Source organism: Nonomuraea sp. NPDC049637 (genome assembly GCF_040675235.1).
GTDB lineage: Bacteria > Actinomycetota > Actinomycetes > Streptosporangiales > Streptosporangiaceae > Nonomuraea.
In genome coordinates this window covers 130,356-157,282 of the sequence record NZ_JBFAOM010000015.1, presented here as the reverse complement: position 1 = coordinate 157,282, position 26,927 = coordinate 130,356, and the positions used below count along the sequence as shown (strand labels likewise).

At 70.8% G+C, this 26,927-nt stretch carries 26 protein-coding genes; 14 read left to right on the top strand and 12 right to left on the bottom strand.

Features of this window, described 5'->3' with window-relative positions:
* The first annotated feature begins 34 nt into the window (after nt 1-34).
* The 4 genes from AB0J71_RS22320 to AB0J71_RS22305 are packed head-to-tail and all read left to right on the top strand — an operon-like array spanning nt 35 to nt 5,658.
* Complete coding sequence (locus tag AB0J71_RS22320; RefSeq protein ID WP_352329570.1) at nt 35-1,018, top strand: ABC transporter permease; 984 nt, start codon at nt 35-37, stop codon at nt 1,016-1,018.
* Nucleotides 1,018-1,917, top strand: a complete 900-nt coding sequence (locus AB0J71_RS22315) for an ABC transporter permease (protein ID WP_364415786.1) — start codon at nt 1,018-1,020, stop codon at nt 1,915-1,917. The genes AB0J71_RS22320 and AB0J71_RS22315 overlap by 1 nt, the downstream gene beginning before the upstream one ends.
* The gene (locus tag AB0J71_RS22310) at nt 1,914-3,944 is read left to right on the top strand and encodes an ABC transporter ATP-binding protein (protein WP_364415784.1); all 2,031 of its coding nucleotides are present in this window, start codon (nt 1,914-1,916) and stop codon (nt 3,942-3,944) included. Before AB0J71_RS22315 ends, AB0J71_RS22310 begins: the two co-directional genes overlap by 4 nt.
* 19 nt (nt 3,945-3,963) lie before the next feature.
* On the top strand, nt 3,964-5,658 hold the full coding sequence (locus AB0J71_RS22305) for an ABC transporter family substrate-binding protein (protein ID WP_364415782.1): 1,695 nt from the start codon (nt 3,964-3,966) through the stop codon (nt 5,656-5,658).
* Nucleotides 5,659-5,665: 7 nt separating this feature from the next.
* Here AB0J71_RS22305 and AB0J71_RS22300 read toward each other — a convergent pair whose 3' ends face one another.
* Nucleotides 5,666-5,890, bottom strand: coding sequence for a hypothetical protein (locus tag AB0J71_RS22300; protein ID WP_364393242.1), 225 nt, complete (start codon nt 5,888-5,890; stop codon nt 5,666-5,668).
* Here AB0J71_RS22300 and AB0J71_RS22295 point away from each other — a divergent pair.
* Nucleotides 5,874-6,971, top strand: coding sequence for a winged helix DNA-binding domain-containing protein (locus tag AB0J71_RS22295; RefSeq protein WP_352326655.1), 1,098 nt, complete (start codon nt 5,874-5,876; stop codon nt 6,969-6,971). The genes AB0J71_RS22300 and AB0J71_RS22295 overlap by 17 nt on opposite strands.
* A 10-nt stretch (nt 6,972-6,981) precedes the next feature.
* Here AB0J71_RS22295 and AB0J71_RS22290 read toward each other — a convergent pair whose 3' ends face one another.
* Nucleotides 6,982-7,233, bottom strand: coding sequence for a hypothetical protein (locus tag AB0J71_RS22290; RefSeq protein WP_352326656.1), 252 nt, complete (start codon nt 7,231-7,233; stop codon nt 6,982-6,984).
* Nucleotides 7,234-7,312: 79 nt separating this feature from the next.
* Nucleotides 7,313-8,419, bottom strand: a complete 1,107-nt coding sequence (locus tag AB0J71_RS22285) for an MFS transporter (RefSeq protein WP_364415780.1) — start codon at nt 8,417-8,419, stop codon at nt 7,313-7,315.
* Between the two features lie 79 nt (nt 8,420-8,498).
* Here AB0J71_RS22285 and AB0J71_RS22280 point away from each other — a divergent pair, with 79 nt between their 5' ends.
* The 3 genes from AB0J71_RS22280 to AB0J71_RS22270 all read left to right on the top strand — a co-directional run bounded on the left by AB0J71_RS22280 (nt 8,499) and on the right by AB0J71_RS22270 (nt 9,976).
* Nucleotides 8,499-8,957 carry a hypothetical protein gene (locus AB0J71_RS22280; RefSeq protein WP_352326658.1) on the top strand — a complete coding sequence of 153 codons (459 nt, stop codon included), beginning with the start codon at nt 8,499-8,501 and terminating at the stop codon, nt 8,955-8,957.
* Nucleotides 8,958-9,047: 90 nt separating this feature from the next.
* Nucleotides 9,048-9,494, top strand: coding sequence for a carboxymuconolactone decarboxylase family protein (locus AB0J71_RS22275; RefSeq protein WP_352326660.1), 447 nt, complete (start codon nt 9,048-9,050; stop codon nt 9,492-9,494).
* Between the two features lie 308 nt (nt 9,495-9,802).
* The gene (locus AB0J71_RS22270; RefSeq protein WP_352326661.1) at nt 9,803-9,976 is read left to right on the top strand and encodes a hypothetical protein; all 174 of its coding nucleotides are present in this window, start codon (nt 9,803-9,805) and stop codon (nt 9,974-9,976) included.
* An 85-nt stretch (nt 9,977-10,061) separates the two neighbouring features.
* Here AB0J71_RS22270 and AB0J71_RS22265 read toward each other — a convergent pair whose 3' ends face one another.
* On the bottom strand, nt 10,062-10,682 hold the full coding sequence (locus AB0J71_RS22265; protein ID WP_352326663.1) for a pyridoxamine 5'-phosphate oxidase family protein: 621 nt from the start codon (nt 10,680-10,682) through the stop codon (nt 10,062-10,064).
* Nucleotides 10,683-10,716: 34 nt separating this feature from the next.
* On the bottom strand, nt 10,717-11,235 hold the full coding sequence (locus AB0J71_RS22260) for a helix-turn-helix domain-containing protein (RefSeq protein ID WP_352326665.1): 519 nt from the start codon (nt 11,233-11,235) through the stop codon (nt 10,717-10,719).
* 46 nt (nt 11,236-11,281) lie between these two features.
* On the opposite strand from AB0J71_RS22260, the gene AB0J71_RS22255 reads away from it, so the two are divergent.
* On the top strand, nt 11,282-12,625 hold the full coding sequence (locus AB0J71_RS22255) for an MFS transporter (protein ID WP_364415778.1): 1,344 nt from the start codon (nt 11,282-11,284) through the stop codon (nt 12,623-12,625).
* A gap of 67 nt (nt 12,626-12,692) precedes the next feature.
* Here AB0J71_RS22255 and AB0J71_RS22250 read toward each other — a convergent pair whose 3' ends face one another.
* Entirely contained in the window at nt 12,693-13,778 is a 1,086-nt protein-coding gene (locus AB0J71_RS22250) for a PrsW family intramembrane metalloprotease (RefSeq protein ID WP_352326668.1), read from the bottom strand.
* A gap of 75 nt (nt 13,779-13,853) precedes the next feature.
* Nucleotides 13,854-15,059 carry an amidohydrolase gene (locus tag AB0J71_RS22245; protein ID WP_364415776.1) on the bottom strand — a complete coding sequence of 402 codons (1,206 nt, stop codon included), beginning with the start codon at nt 15,057-15,059 and terminating at the stop codon, nt 13,854-13,856.
* A 114-nt stretch (nt 15,060-15,173) separates the two neighbouring features.
* Here AB0J71_RS22245 and AB0J71_RS22240 point away from each other — a divergent pair, with 114 nt between their 5' ends.
* From AB0J71_RS22240 to AB0J71_RS22230, 3 genes are read left to right on the top strand one after another with little or no spacing between them, the layout of a single operon-like run.
* Nucleotides 15,174-15,629, top strand: a complete 456-nt coding sequence (locus AB0J71_RS22240; protein ID WP_364415774.1) for a hypothetical protein — start codon at nt 15,174-15,176, stop codon at nt 15,627-15,629.
* Nucleotides 15,630-15,658: 29 nt separating this feature from the next.
* A complete protein-coding gene (locus tag AB0J71_RS22235) occupies nt 15,659-16,057 on the top strand; it encodes an ester cyclase (protein ID WP_364415772.1) in 399 nt (132 codons plus the stop codon).
* Nucleotides 16,058-16,086: 29 nt separating this feature from the next.
* Entirely contained in the window at nt 16,087-16,581 is a 495-nt protein-coding gene (locus AB0J71_RS22230) for a TIGR03618 family F420-dependent PPOX class oxidoreductase (RefSeq protein ID WP_352326675.1), read from the top strand.
* Here the strand turns inward: AB0J71_RS22230 and AB0J71_RS22225 are convergent.
* Nucleotides 16,529-17,932, bottom strand: a complete 1,404-nt coding sequence (locus tag AB0J71_RS22225) for an MFS transporter (RefSeq protein WP_364415770.1) — start codon at nt 17,930-17,932, stop codon at nt 16,529-16,531. The two genes, AB0J71_RS22230 and AB0J71_RS22225, sit on opposite strands and share 53 nt — an antisense overlap.
* 99 nt (nt 17,933-18,031) lie before the next feature.
* Here AB0J71_RS22225 and AB0J71_RS22220 point away from each other — a divergent pair, with 99 nt between their 5' ends.
* Nucleotides 18,032-20,593 carry a glycosyl hydrolase family 18 protein gene (locus tag AB0J71_RS22220; protein WP_364415768.1) on the top strand — a complete coding sequence of 854 codons (2,562 nt, stop codon included), beginning with the start codon at nt 18,032-18,034 and terminating at the stop codon, nt 20,591-20,593.
* Between the two features lie 186 nt (nt 20,594-20,779).
* On the top strand, nt 20,780-21,604 hold the full coding sequence (locus tag AB0J71_RS22215) for a glycerophosphodiester phosphodiesterase family protein (RefSeq protein WP_352325988.1): 825 nt from the start codon (nt 20,780-20,782) through the stop codon (nt 21,602-21,604).
* A gap of 114 nt (nt 21,605-21,718) precedes the next feature.
* On the opposite strand, the gene AB0J71_RS22210 is transcribed toward AB0J71_RS22215, so the two are convergent.
* From AB0J71_RS22210 to AB0J71_RS22195, 4 genes are all read right to left on the bottom strand, one after another.
* On the bottom strand, nt 21,719-24,538 hold the full coding sequence (locus AB0J71_RS22210; RefSeq protein ID WP_352325989.1) for a vitamin B12-dependent ribonucleotide reductase: 2,820 nt from the start codon (nt 24,536-24,538) through the stop codon (nt 21,719-21,721).
* The gene (gene nrdR, locus AB0J71_RS22205) at nt 24,535-24,990 is read right to left on the bottom strand and encodes a transcriptional regulator NrdR (protein ID WP_103955744.1); all 456 of its coding nucleotides are present in this window, start codon (nt 24,988-24,990) and stop codon (nt 24,535-24,537) included. The genes AB0J71_RS22210 and nrdR overlap by 4 nt, the downstream gene beginning before the upstream one ends.
* A gap of 703 nt (nt 24,991-25,693) precedes the next feature.
* Nucleotides 25,694-26,152: a hypothetical protein gene (locus tag AB0J71_RS22200; RefSeq protein ID WP_364415766.1), complete on the bottom strand. Its 459-nt coding sequence runs from the start codon at nt 26,150-26,152 to the stop codon at nt 25,694-25,696.
* A 543-nt stretch (nt 26,153-26,695) separates the two neighbouring features.
* Nucleotides 26,696-26,914, bottom strand: coding sequence for a hypothetical protein (locus tag AB0J71_RS22195; protein ID WP_352325992.1), 219 nt, complete (start codon nt 26,912-26,914; stop codon nt 26,696-26,698).
* Nucleotides 26,915-26,927 lie beyond the last annotated feature (13 nt).

Below are 26,927 nucleotides of genomic sequence, written 5' to 3'. Positions count from 1 at the left end.
TGACTACCTATCGTGCGCGTCCGGGAGGGGGACGATGGCGGGGTTCCTGGCCCGCAGGCTGCTCAACTACGTGGTGCTGGTCGGCGTGGCCGCGAGCCTGGCGTACCTGCTGGCCGCCGGGGCGCTCGATCCGCGTTCCAACTACGCCGACCGCACCCCGAAACCGCCGCCCGCCGTCGTCGACGCCCAGCTCACCGCGCTCAACCTCAACGACAAGACCCCGCTGCTGCAGCGCTACGCCACCTGGGCCGCCGGCGTGCTGCACGGCGACTTCGGCAAAACCGTCACCGGCTCGCCCGTGAACGAGGACCTCCGGCGGCGCATGGGGGTCACGTTCCGGCTGGTCATCCTGGGGCTGCTGTGCGGCAGCCTGCTGGGGGTGCTGGTGGGCGCGTACGCGGCGGTGCGGCAGTACGGCTGGTTCGACCGGCTCTCCACGGGCCTGTCGTTCGTGGTGCTCGCGGTGCCGGTCGTGGTGCTGGCCAACATGCTGATCCTGGCCGGCGCCTGGGCCAACGACAACCTCTTCGGCCGCCCGGTGCTGCTGGTCAGCGGCGAGTACAGCGACGGCCTGCAGACCGGGTTCTGGGGCTACGTGCTCGACCGCCTGCAACACCTGATCCTGCCGACGATCTCGCTGTCCGTCGGCCTGGTCGCGGTCTTCAGCCGCTACCAGCGCAACATGATGCTCGACGTGCTCGGCGCCGACTTCGTCCGCACGGCCAGGGCCAAGGGGCTGAGCAGGGGCCGGGCGCTGACCCGGCACGCGCTGCGCACCGCGCTGATCCCGGTGGCCACCTACTTCGCCTTCACGTTCGGCGCCCTGCTGACCGGGGCCACCTTCACCGAGAAGATCTTCGGCTGGCACGGGCTGGGCGAGCAGCTGATCAACTCGATCTTCACCAACGACGTCAACACCGTGGCGGCGATCTCCTTCCTGGCCGCCGTGGCCGTGTTGTGCGCCGCGCTCGCCTCCGACCTGCTGCACGCCGCGCTCGACCCCAGGGTGCGGGCGTGATGACGCTCTCCGACGAGGAGCTGGCGGAGGAGCTGACCTCCGACCTGGGCCGGGCGCCGTCGCGGCTGCGGGTGGTGGCCGGGCGGTTCTTCCGCTCGCCGCAGGGGCTGGCCGGGTTCGCGGTGCTGGCGCTGATGTTCCTGCTGGCGTTCGCTGGGCCGCTGTTCACCCCGTGGTCCTACACCGACAAGGACTTCACGGCGTTCCTGCAGCCGCCCTCGCCCCGGCACTGGTTCGGAACGCTCCAGACCGGCGCCGACGTCTACGCGGTGACCCTGCGCGGCATGCAGAAGTCGCTGATCGTGGGCCTGCTGGCGGCGCTGGTGTCCACGGCGGTCGCGGCCGTGGTGGGCGCCTTCTCCGGTTACTTCCTGGGCTGGACCGACCGGGCGCTGAGCTGGGTGACCGACCTGCTGCTCGTGCTGCCCGCGTTCCTCATCCTGGCGATCATGTCGCCGCTGTTCGGGGCCGGGCAGTGGGTGTTGTTCGTGGTCATGCTGGCGCTGTTCCTGTGGATGGTGACCGCGAAGATCGTCCGGGGGATGACGATCTCGCTGAAGGAGCGCGAGTACATCCAGGCCGCCCGTTTCATGGGGGTGCCGCCGGTGCGGATCATCTTCCGGCACGTGATCCCCAACCTGTCCTCGCTGCTCATCGTCGACGCCACGCTCAACGTCAGCGCGGCCATCCTGACCGAGACCTCGCTGTCGTACTTCGGGTTCGGCATCCAGCCGCCCGACGTCTCCTTCGGCACGCTGATCGCCGACGGCTCCCGCACGGCGGTCTACGCGCCCTGGACGTTCTGGTTCGTGGCCGGGCTGCTGGTGGTCACCGTGCTGGCGGTCAACCTCATCGGCGACGCGCTGCGCGACGCCTTCGACCCGGCGGCGCGGCGATGAGGCCGGCGGCGAACCCCGTCCTGGAGGTCAACGACCTGCACGTGTCCTTCGGCGACGTGCGCGCGGTGCGCGGGGTCAGCTACTCGGTGAGCCCGGGCGAGGTGCTGGGCATCGTGGGCGAGTCCGGGTCGGGCAAGTCGGTCACCTCGGCGGCGGTCATGGGCCTGCTGCCGCCGAGCGCCCGGGTCACCGGGTCGGTGCGGCTGCACGGCAAGGAGCTGATCGGCGCCTCCGAGCGGGAGCTGACCCGCTTCCGCGGCAAGACCGTCTCGATGGTGTTCCAGGACCCGCTGTCGGCGCTCACGCCCGTCTACCGGGTGGGCGACCAGATCGCCGAGGCCGTCCGCATCCACCAGCGGGTGAGCAAGGAGAACGCCGCGGTCAAGGCCGTCGAGCTGCTGGAGCTGGTCGGCATCCCGTCGCCGAGCGAGCGCGCGCTCGCCTTCCCGCACGAGTTCTCCGGCGGCATGCGGCAGCGCGTGATGATCGCGATGGCCATCGCGAACGACCCCGACGTGATCATCTGTGACGAGCCCACCACCGCGCTCGACGTGACCATCCAGGCGCAGGTGCTGGAGGTGCTGAAGAAGGCCCAGCGGAAGACCGGCGCGGCGATCATCATGATCACGCACGACCTCGGCGTGGTGGCCGGCTTCGCCGACCGGGTCCTGGTCATGTACGCCGGGCGGCCGGTCGAGGTGGGCGACGTCGACGACATCTACTACCGGATGCGCATGCCGTACACGGCCGGGTTGCTGGCCTCGATCCCGCGGGTCGACCGCGGCGGCCGTCAGCCGCTGCTGCCGATCGCCGGGAATCCGCCCTCGCCGGCGGCGTTGCCGCCGGGCTGCCCGTTCGCGCCGCGCTGCCCGCTGAAGATCCACGAGTGCGACGCGGCCGAGCCGCCGCTGTTCGACGTGGCGACGGGCCACCGGGCGGCGTGCATCCGCTGGGAGATCGTCCGCCCCCAGGGCCCCGGCCGCCACGCGGCCGGCGAGCCCGTCACCCCCGCGGTCCGCGCCGAGCAGCCGGTGCTGGAGGTCGACGGCCTGGTCAAGGACTACCCGCTGCTCAAGGGGGCGCTGTTCAAGCGCAGGGTCGGCACGGTGCACGCGGTGGCGGGTGTCAGCTTCGACATCCGCCGGGGCGAGACGCTGGGCCTGGTCGGCGAGTCGGGCAGCGGCAAGACCACCACGCTCACCCAGATCCTGGAGCTCGTCCCGCCGCAGGAGGGGCGGGTGGTCGTGCTCGGCCGCGACACCGCCCGGCTCGACGGCGCCGGACGCACCGCGATCCGGCGGGACATGCAGGTCGTCTTCCAGGACCCGATGGCCTCGCTCGACCCGCGCATGACGGTCTACGACATCCTGGCCGAGCCGCTGCGCACCCACGGGGAGCGCCGGCCCGGCCGGCGGGTGGGCGAGCTGCTGGCCCTGGTGGGCCTCGACCCGGCGCACGCCGCCCGCTACCCCCAGGACTTCTCCGGCGGCCAGCGGCAGCGCATCGGCATCGCCAGGGCGCTGGCGCTGGAGCCCAGGCTGCTGGTGCTGGACGAGCCGGTCTCCGCGCTCGACGTGTCGATCCAGGCCGGCGTCATCAACCTGCTCGCCTCGCTGCGGTCCAGGCTCGGGCTGTCGTACCTGTTCGTCGCGCACGACCTGGCGGTGGTGCGGTACATCGCCGACCGGGTGGCCGTCATGTACCTGGGCAGGATCGCCGAGATCGGGCAGGTCGACGCGGTCTACGGGGCTCCGGCGCATCCGTACACGCAGGCGCTGCTGTCGGCGATCCCGCTGCCCGACCCGGCGCGGGAGCGCGTACGCGAGCGCATCCTGCTCGAAGGCGACCTGCCCAGCCCGGCCCACCCTCCGAGCGGCTGCCGCTTCCGCACCCGCTGCCCGAAGTTCCGCTCGGTGCTCAGCCACGACGAGCGCTCGCTCTGCGTGGACGTCGAGCCCGAGGTGCTGCCGGTGGGCGACGACCAGGGCGCGGCCTGCCATTACGCCGAGAGGCTCGACGTCGTCTAGATCAGGAGGAATGCGCTCGATGAAAGTTCCACGTCTTGTCGTGGCCGTCGCCGTGACCGGCTCGCTGTCGCTGGTGAGCTGCGGCGGCGGCGGCTCGGGGGGCGGCACGGCGAGCGGCACGGAAGGCGCGCACAAGACCATCAAGGCCTTCGACATCAACCCGCAGCCGCGCGACAAGGTCAAGGACGGCGGCACGCTGCGCTGGGGCATCAACGAGTTCCCCACCCAGTGGAACAGGAACCACGTCGACGGCAACCTGGCGATGGCGGCCGTGATCAGCAACGCGTTGTTGCCCTCGCCGTTCGTCTCCGACGAGAAGGCGGAGATCACCGTCGACCCCGACTACGTGCTCGACGCCAAGGTCACCGACCAGAGCCCGAAGCAGGTCGTCACCTACACGCTCAACCCCAAGGCCAAGTGGTCGGACGGACAGCCGATCACCTGGGCCGACTACCAGGCCCAGTGGCAGGCGCTCAACGGCCGCAACCCCGAGTTCCACATCGTCTCGGCCACCGGCTACCAGGACATCGAGAAGGTCGAGCGGGGCAAGGACGACTACGAGGTGAAGGTCACCTTCGCCAAGCCGTTCGGCGACTGGCAGTCGCTGTTCGGGCCGCTGCTGCCGGCCGCCACGAACCGGACCCCGCAGGCGTTCAACACCGCGTGGCTGAACAAGATCCCGGTGACCGCCGGGCCGTTCAAGTTCAAGGGCTTCGACCAGACGGCCAAGACGATCACGATCGTCCGCGACGACGCCTGGTGGGGCAACCGGGCCAAGCTCGACCAGATCATCTACCGGGCCTCGGAGCAGGACTCCCTGATCGGCGCGTTCAGCAACGGGGAGCTCGACCTCATCGACGTCGGGCCGTCGGCGCCCGACTACGCGCGGGCCAGGGCCACGCAGGGCGCCCAGGTGCGCCAGGCCGCCGGGCCCGACTTCCGGCACTTCACCTTCAACGGGTCGAGCGAGCCGCTGAAAGACGTGAACGTGCGGCAGGCCATCCAGCTCGGCATCAACCGGCAGGCCATCGCGCAGTCCGACCTGCAGGGGCTCGACTGGCCGATCGCGCTGCTGAACAACCACTTCTTCATGAACACCCAGGAGGGATACCTGGACAACGCCGGCAATCTCGGCGTCTACAACCCCGAACGCGCCAAGCAAATGCTCGACGCGGCCGGCTGGAAGCTGAACGGGGCCGTCAGGCAGAAGAACGGGCGGCCGCTCGACCTGCGGTTCGTGGTGCCGTCCGGGGTGCAGCTGAGCAAGTCGGAGGGCGAGCTGGCCCAGAACATGCTGGCTCAGATCGGGGTGAAGCTCACCATCAAGGCGGTGCCGAGCGACGACTTCTTCACCAAGTACGTCATCCCCGGCAACTTCGACATCACGCCGTTCGCCTACATCGGCACGCCGTACCCGATTTCGAGCAGCTACGGGATCTACGCGAACTCGGCGAACGGCAAGACCTGGAACGCCAACTTCGGGCGGACCGGCTCGCCGGAGATCGACCAGGCCATGGACAAGGCGGCCCAGAATCTCGACCCGGCCGCCGCCCGCACCCAGACGAACGAGGCCGACGGGCTGATCTGGAAGCTGGTCAACGTCCTGCCGCTCTACCAGCGTCCGCAGAACGTGGCGGCCAGGCAGACCCTGGCCAACGTCGGCGCGCGCGGCTTCTACGACCTGCGCTACGAGGACATCGGCTTCACCGGCTGACCGGCGCTCAACGCTCCACGGCCAGCTTCACGCCCAGCCCGACGAAGATGCCGCCCGTCGCCGTGTTCACCCGGCGGCGGGCGGCGGCGCTGCGGCGCAGCCATCCGCCGATCCGCCCGCGAGAAGATGACCGTCGAGAGGCATGCTTGATCCTCTCATATCCCCATTTTCCGCCCAATGTGCGGAATGTCGGTGGGAGGCGGTAGAAGTGACCCATGACGATGGAGCTCACCTGGCCGCAGATCCTCGCCTGGCGGCTGCGCAGGCAGTTCGTGGCGGCGGCCGACGGGCCGGACGCGGTGTCGGTGGCCCGCCGGCTGTGCGGCGTGCAGGCGCAGGTCGCCTCCTCGGCGCAGCTCGCGGTGGCGGTCAGGAGCGCCCGGCCCGACCCCGGTGAGATCGACCGGGCCCTGTGGAGCGATCGCACTCTGGTCAAGACCTGGCTCATGCGCGGCACCCTGCACCTCGTGCCGGCCGACGAGCTGGCCGGTCTGTGCGCGGCGCTGAGCACGCTGCGCTTCTGGGAGAAGGGCTCCTGGCAGCGTGGCCACGGCGTGACCGCCGCGGAGATCGAGGCCGTCATCGAGGCCGTCCCCGAGGCGCTGAAGGGGGCGCCGCTGACCCGCGAGGAGCTGGTCGACGCCATCGTGGCGCTGACCGGCGACGCCCATCTCCGCGAGGCGCTGACGTCCGGCTGGGGGGCGCTGCTCAAGCCGCTGAGCCGCCTGGGCGAGCTGTGCTACGGGCCGCCCCGCGAGGGCAAGGTGACCTTCACCGCGCCGCGGTCGTGGGTGCCGGGCTGGCCGGGCGAGCTGCCCGACCAGGAGGAGGCCGGCGTGCGGGTGCTGCGGGCGTTCCTGGGCGCCCACGGCCCGGCCACGCCGGAGATGTTCGACACCTGGCTGTTCGGCGGCGTGGCCAGGAAGGCGGTGCTCAAGGCGTGGGTCAAGGGGCTGGCGCCGGAGCTGGCGGAGGTCAGGGCCGACGACGGCACCACGCTGTACGCGCTGGCCGAGCACGCCGACGACCTGGCCGCCACCCGGCCCTCGCAGGAGGTCCACCTGCTGCCGGGCTTCGACCAGTTCATCCTGGGCGCGCCGCGGACGCTCGCGCCGCTCGTCCCGCCGCCGCTCAAGCCCAAGGTCAGCCGCCAGGCGGGCTGGATCTCGCCCGTCGTGGTGCACGAGGGCCGGGTGGCCGGCGTCTGGGAGGCCAAGAACGGCGCCATCACCCTCGACCTGGCCGCGCCGGTGCCCCAGGACGCGCTCGACCGCGCCCTGAGCCGTATGCGGTCGCTGCTGGGGCCGGCCTGACGCCGTCCGGTCAGGCGGACGAGCTCGCCATCACCCGGTCGACGATGCCCTTGTTGCCCTCCTCGCGGGCGCAGTGGGCGCAGCAGTACCAGTGCTCGCCCGACTGGACGCCGTGCCCGATGACCTTGGTGCCGCAGTGCTCGCAGATCGGCGCCATGGCCTCGATCGCGCACTGGAAGCAGTCGAAGGTGTGCACGGCTCCCTGCGCGTGCACCTCGAAGGCCATGTCGTAGTCGTTGCCGCAGTTGTCGCAGACGGCCATGGTGATCCCCTCTTCACGTCCGAATCACCTGGGGCAATACCCCGAACCATGGCCCGCTTTCCCCAACGAAACGCCATATTCAGGCCGAGTCACCATCGATGATGACGAACCGTACAAGCAGCGGCAGCCCCAGGAGGCCGAGCGCGGCGAGCGCGACGGGGAGCCCGAACGGTCCGGTCAGCACCGCCACCAGCAGCGGGCTGACGACGAACCCGGCGTAGGAGACCATCGAGACGCCCCACACCAGCGTCCCGGTCGGGTCGTCGGCGGCAGAGCGGCTGAGCAGCGCGGGCACCAGCGGCCCGAGCGCCAGCCCGGTCAGGGCGAAGCCCGCCATCGACAGCGGCACGCCGTCACCGAGCCCGGCCAGGCCGATCCCGGCCGCGCCGCCCACCCCGGCGACCAGGTACCACACGCGCGGGGGCACCGGGGGGAGCGTGTGCGCGGCGAGCCGGCCGGCCGTGAGCGCGGCCATGTAGACCGCGGGGGCCAGGCTCGCGGTGAGGGGCGTGGCGGCCCTGTGCTCCTCCAGCAGGAGCACCGACCACTGCTCGACCGCGTTCTCGATCACCAGCACGCAGCTGGCCAGCGTCCCGAGCAGCAGCGCGACGCCCCACAACCGGCGCCACGCGCGGTGGTCGCCGGCGGGCGCGGCCCGGCCGCGGCCCACCGGCAGGGCGCGCAGCGACAGGGACGTCGCCGCCACCAGCACCGCGATCACCAGCAGCACGGCCCGGACGTCCAGGCCGAGCGACCGGGCCAGGCCGGTGAGCGGGGCGGCCACGATGACCGCGAGCGGGAAGGCCGCGTGCACCGGCTGGAAGAGCCGCCGGCCGCTCTCGCGCTCGACGCGTCCCGTGGTCAGGTTGAGCGCCACGTCGAGCGCCCCGCTGGCCGCGCCGAGCAGCAGCAGCCCGGCCACGAGCGGCCCGTACGCGGTGACCGCGGCCAGCCCCGCCACGGCCAGCCCGAACAGGACGGTCGCCGCCGTGAGGGCAAGGCGCTCGCGCCCGCGGGCCAGCCGTCCGGTCAGCGCCATCGCGGGCAGGGCCCCGACGGGCACCGCGCCCAGCGCCGCGCCGAGCTGCGCCGCCGAGACGCCGAGCTCCTGCTTCACCGCCGGCAGCAGAGCCGCCCAGGCCCCCCAGAACACCGCCCAGACGGCGGACACCGCGATCAGCGGCATTCACCAACCCCCTTGAATTGCGGTCAAGTCTCGGTAAAGATCGACGACGTCCTTAATGTCCCCCGCCGAAGGGAAAATCGTGCTGACGCGAACGGTCATCGCGGCCGGACTGGTCGCCGCCGGTATCGCCGCCACCCCCTCCTCCGCCTACGCCGCCTCCGCGGCCGCCGCCCCCGAGACGCCCGAGCGCGTCTGCGGCGCGGGCTACCACCGGGTGCAGGACGGCCACCGCGCGATGAAGACGCGCGACGGGAAGGTGCTCGGGCACGTCTATCTGATGTACAACAAGCGCGCCGGGAAGAACTGCGTGGCGGCCATCAAGACCGCCTTCCGCGGCACCCCTACGGTCACCGGCGCCTCCATCGAGGTCCGCGGCGGCGGCCGCAGCGAGGACGTGCAGCGTTACCGCTTCTACGCCGAGACCGGCCACATCGACGGTAGCTGGAAGTGCGTGAAGTACGCGGGCTGGACGCGCACCCCGGACAACCGTGTCGAGGCCTGGGGCGGCCGCGGCTCGTGGGGCAACTGCCGGGGCTGACAACGAATCCGGTCCGCCCCGCCCGGAGCTGTCACATCGCGCCGGGCCGCCTCGTCCTGTGTCATGGAAGCCGACACAGGGAGGATCACCATGACCCAGCGCATCGACATCGCCAGGCTCGCCCCGGAGGCGTACCGGGGGTTCCTGGCGGTGGAGGCGTACATGCACGGCAGCGACCTGCCCGCGGCCACGATCGAGCTGGTCAAGCTGCGGGCCAGCCAGATCAACGGCTGCGGCTACTGCGTGCACATGCACAGCAGCGACATGAAGAAGGCCGGGGAGAGCGACGAGCGGCTGTGGTCGGTCGCCGCCTGGCGGGAGGCCACGGTGTTCACCCCGGCCGAGCGGGCGGCGCTGGCGCTGACCGAGGAGGCGACCCGCCTGGCCGACCGCGGCGAGGCCGTGCCGGACGAGGTGTGGCGGCAGGCGTCCGAGCACTATGACGACAAGCAGCTCGCCGCCCTCGTCGTCGCCATCGCGATGATCAACGCGTGGAACCGGATCGGCGTGACCGCTCGTCTGGTCCCGGGGACGTGAGGCGGGCGCGACCGCGCGAGGCGGTAGAAATGCGTTGAGCGGCCCCGGCGGCCCCGGTTAGGTTGGCGCGCAAGGCGGGTGGCGGCACCCGCCGAGCCGCCGTCAGCCGGCGGCGGCCCGGAAGGGGGAAGACCGTGAAACGTGTCAGAGTCCCGAAATCGACGGCCATCAGGCGTCCGCATCCGTCGGCCGAACCCGATCTGCGCACCCCGTCGGGGCGAAAGTTGCCCTATTAGCTACCCTTTACAGCGAACTTACGGCTGTATCGGTAGATAACAGAGGTAACAGAAACATCACGGGGGGCTCACATGAAGAGGCTTGCGGTGGTGCCGCCGCACATCGCCAGGCACAAGATCCGCGACATCCGGGCGGCGGTCCGCCGCAGAAGGACCGAGGCCACCGACCCCAAGGTGGTCGACCTGCGGGCCTACAGCGGCCGGAACGTGATCCACTTCCCCGGCGGACCGACGCCGGCCGCCTGACCGCACGAAACCCGCACGAACCCGCACGAGTTCACCGCGCCGCTGAGGCTCGACGTGACCGGCTCCCCCCGCCGGCCGTCCGGTTTCAGCCGTAGAGCCTCTTGGCGTAGGACTCGCCGTAGTACGACTCCAGCTGCTCCAGGCTCTCCTCGACCACCTGCACCTCCTTGATCAGGCTGGCGTGCGAGGGCAGGACGGAGGGGTTCCAGGAGTCCGGCGCCCACAGCTGCGAGCGCAGGAACGCCTTGGCGCAGTGGAAGAAGATCTGCTCGATCTCCACCACCAGGGCCAGCCGCGGCCGGTGACCCTTGACCACCATCTCGTCGAAGAACGGCGCCTCGCGCACGAGCCGGGCGCGGCCGTTCACGCGCAGGGTCTCGTTGCGGCCCGGGATCAGGAAGATCAGGCCGGCGTGCGGGTTCTTCAGCACGTTGAGGAACCCGTCGGCCCGGCGGTTGCCCGGACGGTCGGGAATGGCGATCGTGGTGTCGTCGATGACGTGGACGAACCCGGCCGGGTCGCCCTTGGGCGAGACGTCGCAGTTGCCCTCGGCGTCGGACGTGGCGATCAGGCAGAACGGGGAGGCCGCCAGCCAGTCGCGATCACGCGCGTGCAGCCGCGCCCGCTCCTTGGTCGCGGCCCTCGGCATCACCTCGCCCAGCAGTTCCCGCAACTCCTCTTCGGACCCGATCTCCGCCCAGCTCATCTGATCTCCTCTCGGGGGTTACCGCCCGATTTTGTCAGGAGATCGGAGCAAGCATCCTGTGGGGTGCCCGCAACAGCACGCTGACCGGATCATCACGGCTGTCCGTCAGGCCGGGGCCGGGGCGCACCTCGACCTCCTCCAGCCCGACGGCCGTGCCGCACGACGGGCACCGCGACACCGGGTCGAGCCGGGCGCCGCAGGTGGCGTGGTGGAACAGGCGGCGCGGGCCGTCCCCGCCGAGGTTGCGCTCGCCCCACTGGGACAGGGCCAGCATGGGGACCCACAACTCGCGGCCCGTGGCGGTCAGGACGTACTCGTCGCGGGGCGGGTTGTCCTGGTAGCGGCTCTTGGCCAGCACGCCGGCCTCGACCAGCGCCCCGAGCCGCTGGGACAGGACCGCCCGCGGGATGTCGAGGTGGGCGAGGAAGTCGCCGTAGCGGCGTACGCCGTACATGGCGTCGCGGACGACCAGGAGCGTCCACCGTTCGCCGATCACTTCCAGGGCCCTGGCCAGCGAGCAGTCCTGGCCTTCGTAGTTCTTGCCGAGCGCCATGGGATCCATGTTAGTTCATTCACCGAACCGTGATACGTTGCGCCGCATGAGTTCAGTGACCGAACTGACCCGGGTCCGGCCGGGCACGCTCGCCGTGGCGTCCGCGGCGCCCCTGCTGGTGCTGACGAACTACACGGTGCCGATGGTGACGTTGCCGCAGACGGCCGCGTCCTTGAACGCCGGGCCGACGGGCCCGGTGTGGATGCTGGGCGGCATCTCGCTCGGGCTGTCGGCGCTGCTGCTGGTCTCCGGCGGGCTGGCCGACGACCACGGGCGCAGGCGGGTGCTGGTGTGGGGGTCGGCCGTGCTGGCCGCCGCCGGGGTGGCGGCCGCGCTGAGCACGTCGGTGCCGGTGTTCGTGCTGGCCAGGCTCGCGCAGGGCGGGGCGAGCGCGGCGATGCTGGCCGCCAGCCTGGGCATCGTCGGCCACGCCTTCCCCTCGGGCGCCGAGCGGGTGCGGGCCACCGGCCTGTACGGCGCCATGATCGGGCTGGGCACCGCGGTCGGCCCGCTGGCCTCCGGCGCGCTGGCCACGGCGGTGAGCTGGCGGGCGGTCTACTGGGTGTTGTCGGCCGCCGCGCTCGCCCTGGCCGTGGCCTCGGCGCGGCTGCTGGCCGAGTCGCGCTCCCCCGCGCCGCGCCGGTTCGACGTGCCCGGCGTGGTGCTGCTCAGCCTGGGCGTGGGCGCGCTGGTCGCCGGGGTCACCGAAGGGCGTGCCGGGTGGGGGCGTCCGGTGGTGGTCGGGGCGTTCGTGCTGGCGGTGGTGCTGGTGGCGGCGTTCGTGACGGTGGAGCGCCGGCGTCCGGAGCCGCTGCTCGACCTGGAGCTGTTCCGGCGGCCGGTGTTCCTGGTCGCCACCGGCGGCGCGCTGGTCGTCGGGGCGGCGGTGGTGGGCCTGCTCAGCTACCTGCCGAGCGTGCTCCAGACCGCGCACGCGCTGACGCCGCTGCAGACCGGCCTGCTGTTCGGCCTCTGGTCGGGCACGTCGTTCGCGGTGTCGCTGGCGTCCCGGCTGGTACGCCTGCGCACCGCCGCCCGGCTCGCCCTCGGCCTCGGCCTGACCGCGCTCGGGTTCGCCGGCCTGCTGGGCGTGGGCGGCTCCCTGGACCTGCCGCTGGTCGTGGCCGGGCTGGTGGTGAGCGGCGCCGGATCGGGGCTGATCAACTCCTCGATCACCCACCTGGCGATCGAGAGCGTGCCGGCCCACCGGGTCAGCATGGGGTCGGGCGCCAACAACACCGCCCGCTACGTCGGCTCCTCGCTGGGCGCGGCCGGCGTGGCCGCGGTCGTGGGCGCGTTCGGCGTGGACCGGGGGGCGACGGTCGCGGTGGCGGCCTGCATCGTGCTGGCGGCGGTGACGGCCCTGGCCGCCGTGCTCACCCGCCCCTGAGCCCGCCCCCGCCCCCGCCCCCGATCCCGAGCCCGAGCCCGAGCCCGGTCCTGAGCCCCGGCCCCGGCTACCAGCGCCGGGCGTGGGCCATCGAGGTGAGCAGGGCGTCGCGTTCCATGGCGAACCTGGCCGGATCCATGCCCTGCCGTTCGGCCCGCAGGTGCAGCACGGTCAGCTCGGTCGCCGCCTGCTGGTAGTCGCTCATCGCGCGGCCGAACCCGGCGCCCCTGGCCCACCTGCGGGCCGCCTTGCGGGCCTTGAGCGTGCTGAGCATCTTCACGTCCTCCGCCGTGACCAGGCCGGTCGGGCCGTAGCCGGGCAGGTAGACGCCCATCTTCGAGACGAGCTGGCGGCGTTCGACGACGGTGACCACGACGAGCAGGACCAGCGCCACCATGATCACCAGGTACGCCGTGCCCAGCCAGGCCAGCGACTGGGTGGAGGCGGCGCCGTTCCACAACCCGTGCAGGACGACCGCGCCCAGGTAGCCGAGCGGGATCGCGGCGAACCTGCCGGGTGTGCGGCGGGTGAGCGCGTAGGCGACGCCGAGGCCGATCATCGAGGTGTAGATGGGGTGGCCGAGCGGGTCGATCAGCCCTCTGAGCACGAACAGCCGGACCGCGGCGCCGGTGCCGTCCTGGCCGAACGCGATCAGGTAGTAGCCGATGTTCTCCACGGCGGCGAAGCCGAGCCCCGCCATGGAGGCGTAGACGATGCCGTCGGTCAGGCCGTCGATCTCCTGCTTCCTGCGCAGGAGCAGCAGCAGCGCCGACCCCTTCAGCGCCTCCTCGATCACCGGGGCCAGGAACACGGTGCCGACGTCGTTGACGAGCTGGGCGCCGTACCCCGCCCGCAGGAACAGCGCCTGCCCGGCGAGCGTCAGGCCGACGCCGAGCACGATCGCCAGGCCCGCGCCCCACGCGAAGGCGAAGGCCAGGTGCAGCTTCGGCTCCGGCTCCAGCCGGTCGAGCGAGAGCACCGCGGCCAGCAGCACCGGCAGCGGCGCGATCCCGAGCACCGCCGACAGCCCGAACCCGACCGGGCCGCCTTTGTGCAGCATGAGACCGAGGACGATCAGCGCGAGCACGCCTGAGACCACCAGTCCGATCAGGAGTGCCTTGCTGGGTCTCTTGGCGGGCAGCGGAGCTGTCATGGGGGGCGCCTTTCTCCGACTCAGTGCACCTACTATGAGCGTTCCCGGCCGTCGCGCACTTGACAGTCGCCTACATCACCGTGACTCGCGGTAATAGGGATCGGCCACGACGGATTCCCCGTCCACGTAGGAGTACACCTCACGCCCGCCGATGAACACCCTCAGCGCCCGGCTCATCACGTCGAGCGGATCGCCCGACCAGATCACCACGTCGCCGTCGAGGCCGGGACGCAGCGAGCCGACCCGGTCGTCGAGGCCCATGATGCGGGCCGGGTTGACGGTGATCGAGCGCAGCGCGGTGTCCCGGTCGAGCCCTTCCTTGACGGCGAGGGTGGCCTGGTGGACGAGGAAGTGGATGGGCACCACCGGGTGGTCGGTGGTGATCGCCAGCTCGACCCCGGCCCGCGCCAGGATGCCCGGGTTGCGCAGGGCGCGCTGCCGCAGCTCGACCTTCGACCGGCTGGTGAACAGCGGGCCGATGATGACCGGCACGTTCCGCTCGGCCAGCGTGTCGGCCAGCAGGTGGCCCTCGGTGCCGTGATTGAGGATCAGCCGGTGGCCGAACTCGTCGGCCAGGCGCAGCGCGGTGGCGATGTCGTCGGCGCGGTGCGCGTGCTGGCACCACGGCAGCTCGCCGTCGAGCACCCGGACCAGGATCTCCAGCGTGGCGTCGCGGTCGAACGGCTTGTCCTCGCGCTCGGCCGCGGCCTTCTTCGCCCTGTAGTCCTGCGCCTTCATGAGGGCGTCGCGGATCACCGCGGCCACGCCCTGCCGGGTGGAGGGCAGCTTCTTCTGGTCGCCGTAGACGCGCTTGGGGTTCTCCCCCAGCGCGCTCTTGACGCTCACCGGCTCCCTGACCAGCATCTCGTCGACGGACCTGCCCCAGCACTTGACCGCGACCGTCTGGCCGCCGATCGGGTTGCCGGAGCCAGGCTTGATCACGGCGGTGGTGACGCCGCCGGACAGCGCGTCGGCGAAGCCCTGGTCGGCCGGGTTGATGGCGTCGAGGGCGCGCAGCCGGGCCCCGTTGGGGTCGGTCATCTCGTTGGTGTCGTTGCCCGCCCAGCCCTCGGCCTCCTCGTACACGCCGAGGTGGCCGTGCGCCTCGACGAAACCGGGCAGCACCCAGCCGCCGGCCGCGTCGACGACGGTGGCGGATTCCGGGACGGCCACGTCCCGCCCCACGGCGACGATCTTCCCGTCGCCGACCAGGACAGTGCCGCCCTCGATGGGGTCTCCGTCAACCGGCACGACATATCCGTTGATGATGGCGAGAGTCATGCCGGAAACCTACAGTCGTCACGCTTCCTGCCTAAAACCTGGACCGATAACCAAGTTTCGGGCATGCTTGTCGAGATCTTCAGTCAAGGCATCGAAAGGGACGTACTGGTGCGCATGCTGGCAAAGGCAATCCTTCTCACGGCGGCGATCGGCCTCAGCGGCGTCGTGGCGACCCCGGCCGGCGCGACCGCCGCACGTAGCCCGGAGAGCATCTGCGGCTCCGGCTTCTGGATCGTGAAGGGCGGCACGCAGCCCGTCAAGACCTCCAGCGGCCGCCGCTACGGCACGGTCTACCTGCTCTACAGCCGCAGCAGCGGCGAGAACTGCGTGGTGACGGTCAAGTCCAGCTTCGTCGGCACGAAGACCCCGATGAGCGCCATGCTGACCGTCCAGCCCAAGGGCAAGAAGGTGGTCGAGCGCGTCGACAGCGGCAAGTTCGCCTACTACGCCGGCCCGGTCAAGTACTACGCCGCCAACGCCTGCGTGAAGTTCTGGGGCTCGATCAAGCCCAACGGCCACGACCCGGCCGTCGCCGGCGGCGGCCGGCAGGCGTGGGGCAACTGCACCTGATCGCGCCTCGCGCGGGTAGGGGTGAGGCCATGCTGACCGAACTGTACGAGCGCTGGCTGCTCGAACTGTGGAACGGCGACCTCCCCCTCGCGCACGACCTGGTGACCCCCGAGTTCGTCGGCCACTGGCCCGGCACGGACGTGCACGGCCCCGACGGGCTGATCGAGGCGATCCGGCAGGGCCACGAGCCGTTCGACGACGTCCGGGTCACGCTCGACGTGGGCCCGGCCGTCGACGGCGACCTGGTCGCCGCCCGATGGACGTTCACCGGCGCCTATCGGGGCGGCCTGCCCGGCGCGAGCGCCCCGCCGGGCACCCCCGTCTCCTTCTCCGGCCACGACCTCCTGCGTGCCACGGACGGACGATTCTCCGAATACTGGGTGATCTCCGACCTCCAGTCGTTCTCCCGGCAACTCGGGATAGGCTGACATATTCGCATCACGACGGGGGTCGAAGGATGTCACAGGAGGCAATGGGGGCGATGGGCCCGATGGGCGGGATGGGCGCCCAGCCGCTGGAGCTGCCCGAGGAGGACCTGTCGGCGCTGCTCGCCGCCCAGCGCTTCGGCGCGCTCGCCACGAACGGCGGCGGCGGCCGTCCGCAGTTGTCCACGGTGGTCTACACCTGGGACCCGCCGCGGCGGGTGGTGCGGATCTCGACCGTCGCCGACCGGCTGACGGTGCGCCGCCTGCACCGGGACCCGCGCTGCGCGCTCTACGTCACCAGCGACGACTTCGGCTCCTACGCCGTCGCGGAGGGCGAGGCCGAGCTGTCCCCCGTGACCGACCGGCCGGGCGACGAGGTGGGCCTGGAGCTGCTGGCCATGCAGCCGTCCTTCGGCGACGCCGCGGGCGAGCTGGCGTTTCTGCACCGGATGGTCGCCGACCGCCGGCTGGTGGTCAGGATCCAGGCGAAACGCCTCTACGGGGCCCTGCTCCCGGCGCCCTCCTGATCGCGCGCCGCCGGTTGTAGGCGACCATCGCGACCACCAGCAGGATCAGCGCCAGGTCGATGGCCGCCGACCAGCGCATGGCCGGCGCGTGCCCGCCGCCCTCGGCGACCGCGAAGTAGACCGCCCCGATCACCGCGACGCCGCCCGCGCCGGCGAACTGCTGCGCCGTGCTGAGCACGCCCGACCCGATGCCGGCCTGGTGCGGCGCGACCTCCACCAGCGCCGCGCCGATGAGCCGCGGCAGGACCAGGCCGTTGCCCGAGCCCACGAGCATGAGCGCGACCATGACGTACGGCAGCCCGCGCCCGGCCCCGGCCACCACCAGCGCCAGCCCCAGCGCGGTGACCAGCCCGCCGATCATGACGACGACCAGCCCGTACCGGCTGACCAGGCGGGTGCCCAGCAGCGAGGTCACGGTGAACAGCACGCCCATCGGCGCGAAGGCCAGGCCCGCCTGGAACGCGGTGAGCCCGAGCCCGTTCTGCAGCAGCAGCGTCAGCGTGAACATGAACGAGGCGAAGTACGCCATGAACGCGACGATCGCCCCCACGCCCGCCAGATAGGAGTGCACCTTGAGCAGGCCGAGGTCGAGCACCGGCTGCCCGCCCCGGGCGGCCAGCGCCCGCTGCCACCACCAGGTCAGCGCGAACACCGGCGCGCTCGCCACCATGGCGGCCCACGTCCAGGCGGGCCAGCCCAGGCTGTTGCCCAGGCCGAGCGGCACCAGCAGCAGCGCCAGCCCGGCGGCCAGCCCCGCCGCGCCCGGCAGGTCGAACGCGACGGGCTTGTGCGGGTCGGCCTCGGGCAGCAGCCACCGGGCCAGCGGCACGACGACCAGGCCGACCGGCAGGTTGATCAGGAAGATCACCCGCCAGCCGAGGCCGAACACGTCGGCGGTGAGCAGCAGGCCGCCGAGCACCTGGCCGGCGATGGAGCCGAGGCCGCCGGCGGCGCCGTACCAGCCGAGGGCGCGGCCGCGGCGTTCCGGCGGGTAGACGGCCGAGATCATGGCCAGCACCTGGGGCACCATGACGGCTCCGGCCAGGCCCTGGAGCAGGCGGGCGGCGACCAGCCAGGCGGCGCCGGGCGCGAGGCCGCACAACACCGAGGCGACGGTGAAGCCGGCCACGCCGAGGACGAACAGCCGCCGGTAGCCGTAGCGGTCGCCGAGCCGGCCGCCGGTGATCATGCCGGCCGCGTACGTGAAGGCGTACCCCGCCACGATCAGCTCCAGGGCGGCCGGACCGGCGCTCAGGTCGTGCTCGATGGCCGGCGCGGCCACGTTGACCACGAAGAAGTCGAACTGGGCCATGAACCACGCCGACAGCAGGACCGGCAGCACCCCTCGCATCTTGTCAGGCTAGATCAGACAGGCTCTTGCAAGTTGAGTGGGAGGGGCTTACGATCCGCGTAATTGTTAGGAAACTTTCTTTAAAGAAAGGTCCTTGACGTGCGCCGATTAGTCACCCCCCTGATCGCCGTCCTCGTGATCATCGGCATGTGCACCCTTCCCGCACAGGCCGCGAGCCGCCTCATCGCCACGTTCTCCCTCTCCGGGAACACCGGCACCTTCCTGGTGAGCAACCCGGGCACGACCGCCGTCAGCGGCTGGTCGATCGTCTTCGAGCTGCCGTCCGGGGTCACCGCGAGCAACCCCCAGAACGCCACCATCCGCCAGAACGGCACCAAGGTGACGCTCACCCCCGCTTTCTACATCAACACCGTGCAGGCGGGGAAGAACACCGAACCCTACAGCCCCAAGGTGACGCTGAGCTCGGCCGTCCAGCCGACGAGCTGCCTGATCAACGGCGCCAACTGCGACGGCACCGGCGGTGACCCGCCCGCCAAGCCGCCGGTCAGCGCCACGTACGACGTCAGCGGCACCTCGGCCAAGTTCATCGTCGCCAACAACAGCACCACCGCGCTGAACGGCTGGTCGATCGTGTTCGAGCTGCCCGCGGGCGTCACCGCGAGCAACGCCCAGAACGGCTCACTCACCCAGAGCGGGCGGACCGTCACGCTGACCCCCGTCCACTACAACACCACCGTGAACGCCGGCGCGACCACCGAGCCCTACAGCCCGAGCTTCACCGTGAGCACGGCCAACGCCGAGCCGACGAGCTGCCGGATCAACGACGTCAACTGCGACGGCACCCCCGACGCGCCGCCCGGCGCCCCCGGGAACCTGCGCTCGCCGGTCAAGACCACCAAGACCGTCTCGCTCGCCTGGGACGCCGCCACCCAGGGCAGCCTGCCCATCGTCGGGTACGAGATCTACAACGGCTCCGCCCTGGCCGCCTCGGTCACCGAGACCTCCGGCACGGTCTCCGGCCTGACGCCGAACACCGAGTACACGTTCACCGTCAAGGCCAAGGACCGCAAGGGCACCCTGTCGGCCGCCTCCGCGCCGCTGAAGGTGACCACCCGCAACCCGGCCGACGACGCGCAGGCGCCGTCGGCGCCCTCGGGCCTGCGCAGCACGGCCAAGACCTCCAGCAGCGTCACGCTGGCCTGGACGGCCTCCACCGACAACACCGGCGTGGCCAACTACGACGTCTTCGCCGGCTCGACCCTGGCCACGACCGTCACCGGCACGACGGCGGTCGTCTCCGGCCTGTCCCCCTCGACCGAGTACTCCTTCACGGTCAAGGCCCGCGACCTGTACGACAACCTCTCGGCCGCCTCCACCCCGGTGAAGGTGACGACGTCGGACATCGTCGAGACCGGGTACGCCCGCGTCGGCTACTTCGTCCAGTGGGGCATCTACGGCCGTCAGTACTTCGTCCGCAACCTCGACACCACCGGGGCCGCGGCGAAGCTGACGCACATCAACTACGCCTTCGCCAACATCGACCCCAAGAACCTGACCTGCTTGCAGGGCGTCACCAAGGGCACCACGTCCGACCCGCAGGACCCGAACCAGGGCGACGGCGCCGGTGACGCCGAGGCTGACTACGGCAGGCCGTTCAGCTCCGCCCAGTCGGTCGACGGGGTCGCCGACACCGGCTGGGAGAAGCTGCAGGGCAACTTCAACCAGCTCAAGAAGCTCAAGGCGAAGTACCCGAACCTCAAGGTGCTGATCTCGCTCGGCGGCTGGACGTACTCCAAGTACTTCTCCGACGTGGCGGCGACCGACGCCTCCCGCAAGAAGTTCGTCTCCTCCTGCATCGACACCTACATCAAGGGCAACCTGCCCGACTACAACGGCAAGGGCGGTCCCGGCACGGCCGCGGGCATCTTCGACGGCATCGACCTCGACTGGGAGTGGCCGGGCGCCGAGGGGCACGCGGGCAACCACATCGGCCAGAACGACAAGGCCAACAACACGCTGCTGATCGCCGAGTTCCGCCGCCAGCTCGACGCGCTGACGACGACGACCGGCAAGCGGTACCAGCTCACGGCGTTCACCCCGGCCGACCCGGCCAAGATCGCCGCCGGCTGGGACCTGCCCGAGGTCGCCAAGTCGCTGGACATCTTCAACATCCAGGGCTACGACTTCCACGGCGCGGGCAGCGACAACTCCTGGGAGCCGAACCGCACCGGCCACCAGGGCAACCTGTACCTCGACGCGGACAGCCCGTACAACCCGGACTTCAGCGTCGAGAAGGCCGTGGACGTCTACCTCCAGGCCGGCGTCAACCCGCGCAAGCTGACCATCGGCCTGGCCTACTACGGCCGCGGCTGGCAGCAGGTGACCGACGGCGGCAAGTTCGGCGAGTGGCAGGACGCGCACGGCGCGGCTCCCGGCCAGTTCCAGGAGGAGGCGGGCACCCGCGGCTACAGCAACCTGCTCGCCATGGTCCCCGGCTGCACGGTCCGCCACGACGAGGTCGCCGTCGCCACCTACTGCTACACCGGCAACAACGGGCAGTGGTGGACGTTCGACGACGCCTGGTCGATCGGCAAGAAGACGGCCTGGCTGAAGAGCAAGGGCCTGCTCGGCGCGATGATCTGGGAGATGTCCGGCGACCCGGGCGTGCTCACCACCGCGCTGGACGCCGGTCTGAAGTAGCCCGGGCTCAGTAACACCGTTCGGTAACAGCTGGGGGGCGGGCCGCCGCGGGCGGCCCGCCCCCACGCATGTCCGCGTGTCGAAGCCTCATCGGATGGGCACCGCTGCGTTACTCTGCCCTCAACTCACGGTCATCCTTGCTGGTCATGGTCGGGGGTGTCGGTCTCTCCCCCACCGAGGAGATCCATGTTGCGGCGACTCGCCCTGTTCCTGCCCCTCGCCCTCCTCCCCCTGGCCTCCCCGCCCACCGCCGCCGTGACCACGGTGGTCAACGTCGCCCATCGGGGCGCTTCGGCGTACGCGCCGGAGAACACCGTCGCCGCCTTCCAGCTCGCCGCCCGCCAGGGGGCCGACCTGTTCGAGCTGGACGTCCAGGAGACCAAGGACCACGAGCTGGTCCTGATGCACGACACCACCCTCGCCCGGACCACCGACGCCGAGCGCGCCCTGCCCGGCCTTGCGCCCTGGCGGGTGCGCGACCTCACGCTCGCGCAGATCCGCAGGCTGGACGCCGGCTCCTGGTTCGACCGGGAGTACACCGGCGAGCGGGTGCCGACCCTGCAGGAGGCGCTGCGCGCGACAGCCGGATCCCGTGCCGGCATGCTGCTGGAGGTCAAGGAGCCGAAGCTCTACCCGGGCATCGAGGCCCGCATCGTCCGCGCGCTGCGCGCCGAGCCCTCCTGGCTCGTGCCGGGGCGGCTGGTGGTCCAGTCGTTCGACTGGGACTCGATGCGCGCCTTCCACCGGCTGCTGCCCGACGTGCCGATCGGGCTGCTCGGCACGCCGAGCACCGCCGCGCTGCCCGGCCTGGCCAGGTTCGCCGACCACGTCAACCCGCCGTACGCCGCGCTCACCCCTTCGTACGTGAAGCTGGCCCACGAGCACGGCATGAAGGTCTTCGCCTGGACGGTCGACAGCCCCGACGTCATGCAACGCCTGCTGACGTACCAGGTGGACGGCATCATCACCGACAAACCCGACGTCCTGCGCGACCTGCTGACCGGAACCTGACCCCAAAACGCCTGACCAGAACCCGCCCGCCCGAAACGCCTGACCGAGCCTGACCCCCTGGAACGCCGATGAGGGGGCCCGTTCTCGGGCCCCCTCATCTCAGTTCAGCGTGGATCAGCTACAGCCGCTGGTCGAGCCGCAGCCCTCGCACACGTAGCAGCTTCCGGCCGGCCGCATCTTGGTGCCGCAGGTCATGCAGAGCGGCGCGTCGGCGGTGAAGCGCTGGTGGCTCTCCAGCGTCAGCTCCCGGACCGGCTCCTCCTTCGGCTCGTCCTTGGGCTTCTCGATGGGCGCCGACTGGGCCAGCGCCTCCCGGTCGACCGCCTCAGGCAGCGCCGCCGGGTCCTCGCCGCGCTGCTGCGCGGCGCGCTCGGCCGCCGAGAAGATGCCGAGCGCCGCCCGCTCGTCGTAGGGCAGGTGGTCGAGGGCCAGGCGGCGGAAGATGTAGTCCATCACCGACGTGGCCATCCGGATGTCCGGGTCGTCCGTCATGCCCGCCGGCTCGAACCGCATGTTCACGAACTTGCTCATGTACGTCTCGAGCGGCACCCCGTACTGGAGGCCGATGGAGATCGCCACCGAGAAGGCGTCCATGACGCCCGCCAGCGTCGAGCCCTGCTTGGACATCTTGAGGAAGACCTCGCCGAGCCCGTCGTCAGGGTAGGACGAAGCGGTCATGTAGCCCTTGGCGCCGCCCACGGTGAAGCGGGTGGTCATGCTGGGACGCTGGTTGGGCATGCGCCGCCGGGTCGGCCGGTTGACCTCGATGACCTTGACCTCGGGCTCGGCCTCGACGGCCTTCGGCTCGTCCTTCTTGGCGCCGTTGCCGGCCGACAGCGGCTGGCCGACCTTGCAGTTGTCGCGGTAGACGGCCAGCGCCTTCAGGCCGAGCTTCCAGCCCTCCAGGTAGACCTGCTCGATGTCGTCGATCGTGGCCGATTCCGGCAGGTTGACCGTCTTGGAGATCGCGCCGGACAGGAACGGCTGGGTCGCCGCCATCATCCGCACGTGGCCCATCGGCGCGATGGCCCGCTCGCCCATCGCGCAGTCGAACACCTCGTAGTGCTCCTTGCGCAGGCCGGGGGCGTCGACGACGTGGCTGTGCTCGCCGATGTACTCGACGATGGCCTCGATCTGCTCCTGCTGGTAGCCGAGCTGCTTGAGCGCCCGCGGGATCGTCTGGTTGACGATCTGCATCGAGCCGCCGCCGACCAGCTTCTTGAACTTGACCAGCGCGAGGTCGGGCTCGATGCCGGTGGTGTCGCAGTCCATCATCAGGCCGATGGTGCCGGTGGGGGCGAGCAGGCTGGCCTGGGCGTTGCGGTAGCCGTTCTTCTCGCCGACCTTCAGGCACTCCGACCACTGGCGCGACGCCTCGGCGTGGATCTTCGCGTCCATGGTGCCGACCGTGCGCAGGTTGTCGTTGGCGGCGGCGTGCTTGCGCATGACCCGCTTGTGCGGCTCGGCGTTGCGGGCGTAACCGTCGTACGCGCCCACCACCCCGGCCAGCTCGGCGCTGCGCCGGTAGGACACCCCGGTCATCAGCGACGTGATCGCCCCGGCCACCGCGCGGCCGCCGTCGGAGTCGTAGGCGTGGCCCGTGGCCATGAGCAGCGCGCCCAGGTTGGCGTAGCCGATGCCGAGCTGGCGGTAGGCCCGCGTGGTCTCGCCGATCTTCTCGGTCGGGAAGTCGGCGAAGGTGATCGAGATGTCCATCGCGGTGATGATCAGCTCGGTCAGCTTGACGAAGTCGGCGACGTTGAAGGTGTTGTCGTCCTTCAGGAACTTCAGCAGGTTGATGCTGGCCAGGTTGCACGAGGAGTTGTCCAGGTGCACGTACTCCGAGCACGGGTTGCTGGCGGTGATCCGGCCGGTCTCCGGCGTGGTGTGCCAGTCGTTGATCGTGTCGTCGTACTGGACGCCCGGGTCGGCGCACTCCCAGGCGGCCTTGGCCATCTTGCGGAACAGGTCCTTGGCGTCGACCTTCTCGATGACCTCGCCGGTCAGGCGGGCACGAAGGCCGAACTGGTCGCCCTTCTCCACCGCGCGCATGAACTCGTCGGAGACGCGCACCGAGTTGTTGGCGTTCTGGTACTGGACGGAGACGATGTCCTTGCCGCCCAGGTCCATGTCGAAACCGGCGTCACGCAGGGCCCGGACCTTGTCCTCCTCACGCGCCTTGGTCTCGATGAACTCCTCGATGTCGGGGTGGTCGACGTCGAGCACGACCATCTTGGCCGCCCGGCGCGTCGCGCCGCCCGACTTGATCGTGCCCGCGGAGGCGTCCGCGCCGCGCATGAAGCTGACCGGCCCGCTGGCCGTGCCGCCGCTGGAGAGCAGTTCCTTGGACGAACGGATGCGGGACAGGTTGACGCCCGACCCGGAACCGCCCTTGAAGATCACGCCCTCTTCCTTGTACCACTCCAGGATCGACTCCATCTGGTCGTCCACGGAGAGGATGAAACAGGCGCTGACCTGCTGCGGCGAGGCGGTGCCCACGTTGAACCAGACCGGCGAGTTGAACGCGAAGACCTGGTGGACCAGGGCGTGCTTGAGCTCGTGGTCGAAGATCTCGGCGTCCTCGTCGCTGGCGAAGTAGCCGTGCTCGACGCCCGTGCGGGTGTAGACGCCGACCACCCGGTCGACGAGCTGCTTCAGGCTCCACTCGCGCTGCGGCGTGCCCACTGCGCCGCGGAAGTACTTGGTCGTCACGATGTTGGCCGCGTTCACCGACCAGAACTCGGGGAACTCGACACCCCGCTGCTCGAAGTTGATCGAGCCGTCGCGCCAGTTCGTCATCACGACGTCACGGCGCTCCCACTGGACCTCGTCATACGGGTGCACGCCGGGCTTCGTGAAGATCCGCTTCATCCTCAGCCCCTTACGCGGCCGCTTACCCCCGCGCGCCACTGAACCGCTGGCCGTGTCCGTCATGACTCCCCCTTCTCCGCCTTCAACTGTGAGATCTCGGCCTCGAAGTCCGCCAGGCTCTCGAAACCGCGATAAACCGATGCGAATCGCAGGTAGGCCACCTCGTCCAGCTCCCGGAGCGGGCCGAGGATCGCCAGGCCCACCTCGTTCGACGGCAGCTCGGCCGCGCCCTTGGCCCGGATGGCCTCTTCCACCCGCTGCCCGAGCTGCGCCAGCGAGTCCTCACTGACCGGCCTGCCCTGACAGGCCCGCCGCACGCCCGCGACGACCTTGTCCCGCGAGAACGGCTCCGTCACCCCGCTACGCTTGCTCACCATCAGCAGGACGGTCTCCTGCGTGGTGAACCTGCGCCCGCACTCGGGACAGGTGCGGCGGCGCCTGATGGCCGCGCCGTCGTCCGTGGACCGGCTGTCGATGACCCTGGTGTCAGGGTGGCGACAGAACGGACAGTGCACGGCTTCGCCTCCTCGACCCGCCCGGCCCACCACACGCGTAAAACCCTCGCCGCGGTACGCTCGCGCACGCCTCACGGCATGCCATGGTGCGGTCACGGAAACACAAGGTGTGGTGAACCGACATCGGTGTAACTACTAGATGTTGTGGTCCAACCGTAGAAGCGCGCGACCATGAACGCAAGTTGAGCAACACCGTTGAGCCGAAGTCGCTGATCAGCCCCTCAGTCACACGGGCCCCGGGCGTGTCGCCGCTGCCGGCCGCTCGCGCCCCTCACCCGACCGGCCCCCTCGCACCCGACGGCGACCAGCCCAAACAGGCCCCACAAAGGTACCGGAGCCCACAGCCTCCCCCCACCTCCCACCACCCCCGAAGCCCCCTCCCCTACCCCCACAAACCACCTCGGAACCCACCCCACCTTCTCCGCTGGCCCCCAGCCCTTCCCCTCTCCCGCCCCGCCTCCCCCGGCCCCACTTGCTCACATATGCCCCACCCCCACAGGGACGGAAGGGCGGCTCGTTGGAGATGACCATCCAGCCGCCAGGGTCAACGCTGTGGCTCGCGGCCACCGCACGATCTTCGGTTGTCTCCACGGACTCCGAATGATCACGCGGTGGCCGTCTCCATGCGCCCCCGACGACTCAAGATCGCCAAGCGTCACCGGAGTACCGGATGGTCACCCCACGAAGTGGCGGACGAAGCACGTCACGGGCACTTCGCGCGCATCGTGGGGCTCCAGCCGTTGTGGACGACGTACTTGCTGCCTGCGTAGTAGCTGACCTGGCCCTGCAGGCGGTAGGTGAAGGTGTCCCCCCGCTTGCAGCCCTTGTACAACGTCCTCTTGCCGGCCCCGTACCAGGAGGCGCTGGAGATGTTCTGCCAGCCCCACCAGCGCTTGCGCTGAAGCATGATCTTGACGCGCTGGTTGCTGGAGCAGCCGATCGCCCAGCCGGTCGCGGCCACGTGGCCCTTGCGCATCTCCGGACGGTACACACGCACCTCACGGCAGGACATCGTCGTCGAGCCGGCCGCCGCCGCGGCCGTGGTGACGGCGGTCAGGGAGGTCTGGGCGCCGGTCTGGACGGAGGCCTGCGCGGGGGCGCCCGCGGTCAGAGCCGCGGCGGCCACCGCCGCACCGACGACCATCGTGTTGAACGTTCGCATCGAGTTCTCCTTGGTGCTCGTCGTACTGGACACCGCGAAGGTAGCCAGGCCGATGTTGAGAACCTGTGGAGTGCCTGTTGAGCGAACCACCGGCCAGCGCACTCCACTGACGCATCGCGATCGCGCTTGGGATCTGCGCTGGTAGTGGCAGTGCCGGACGGTTGCCTGATGGCAACCCCGCCAGTCTGACAATCCGCACGACGTCCATGATCGTGCGGGTCCAGCGCGGCCGGTATCCACCGGATCTCGGAGAACGTCAGCAGGACGCGGTCATCCGTCCTGGGTGACTGAGCGGCGGCGATGGCCGGCACGTCCCCCATCCGGCGCTCCTCCAGGGACGCGCAGCCGCGGGTCCCGGCTTACGGAGGCCCGGGGCCCTGGCACGCCTGGGGGCCATAAGCCTGGCCTCCATCCCCAGGCACACCTTGGACCCATCGGTCTGGCCCCATCCCACGGCATGCCTTCGGGCCCGCCCCCTGAGGCTTTACCCCCTGAGGCTCTACCCCCTGAGCTCAGCGTCCCCGATCCCCCCAGAGCGTGCCCTCAGACGACCTCCGCCCCCAGCAACCCCGCCCGGCCGGGCAGCCCGGCACCCACGGCCGCACGGCCAACCGCCCTGATGCCCACCGCGGAATCGCCGGGCACTCCGGCGCCCACAGCGGCATGCCCAGCCGCCCGCGTCCCGAGCCAGAACCCGCCCAGGGACAGCAACACCATCACCACCACCAGCAGCACGGTCCGCCCCCGCCGGGTCAGCCGCACCGGAGGAGCCGGA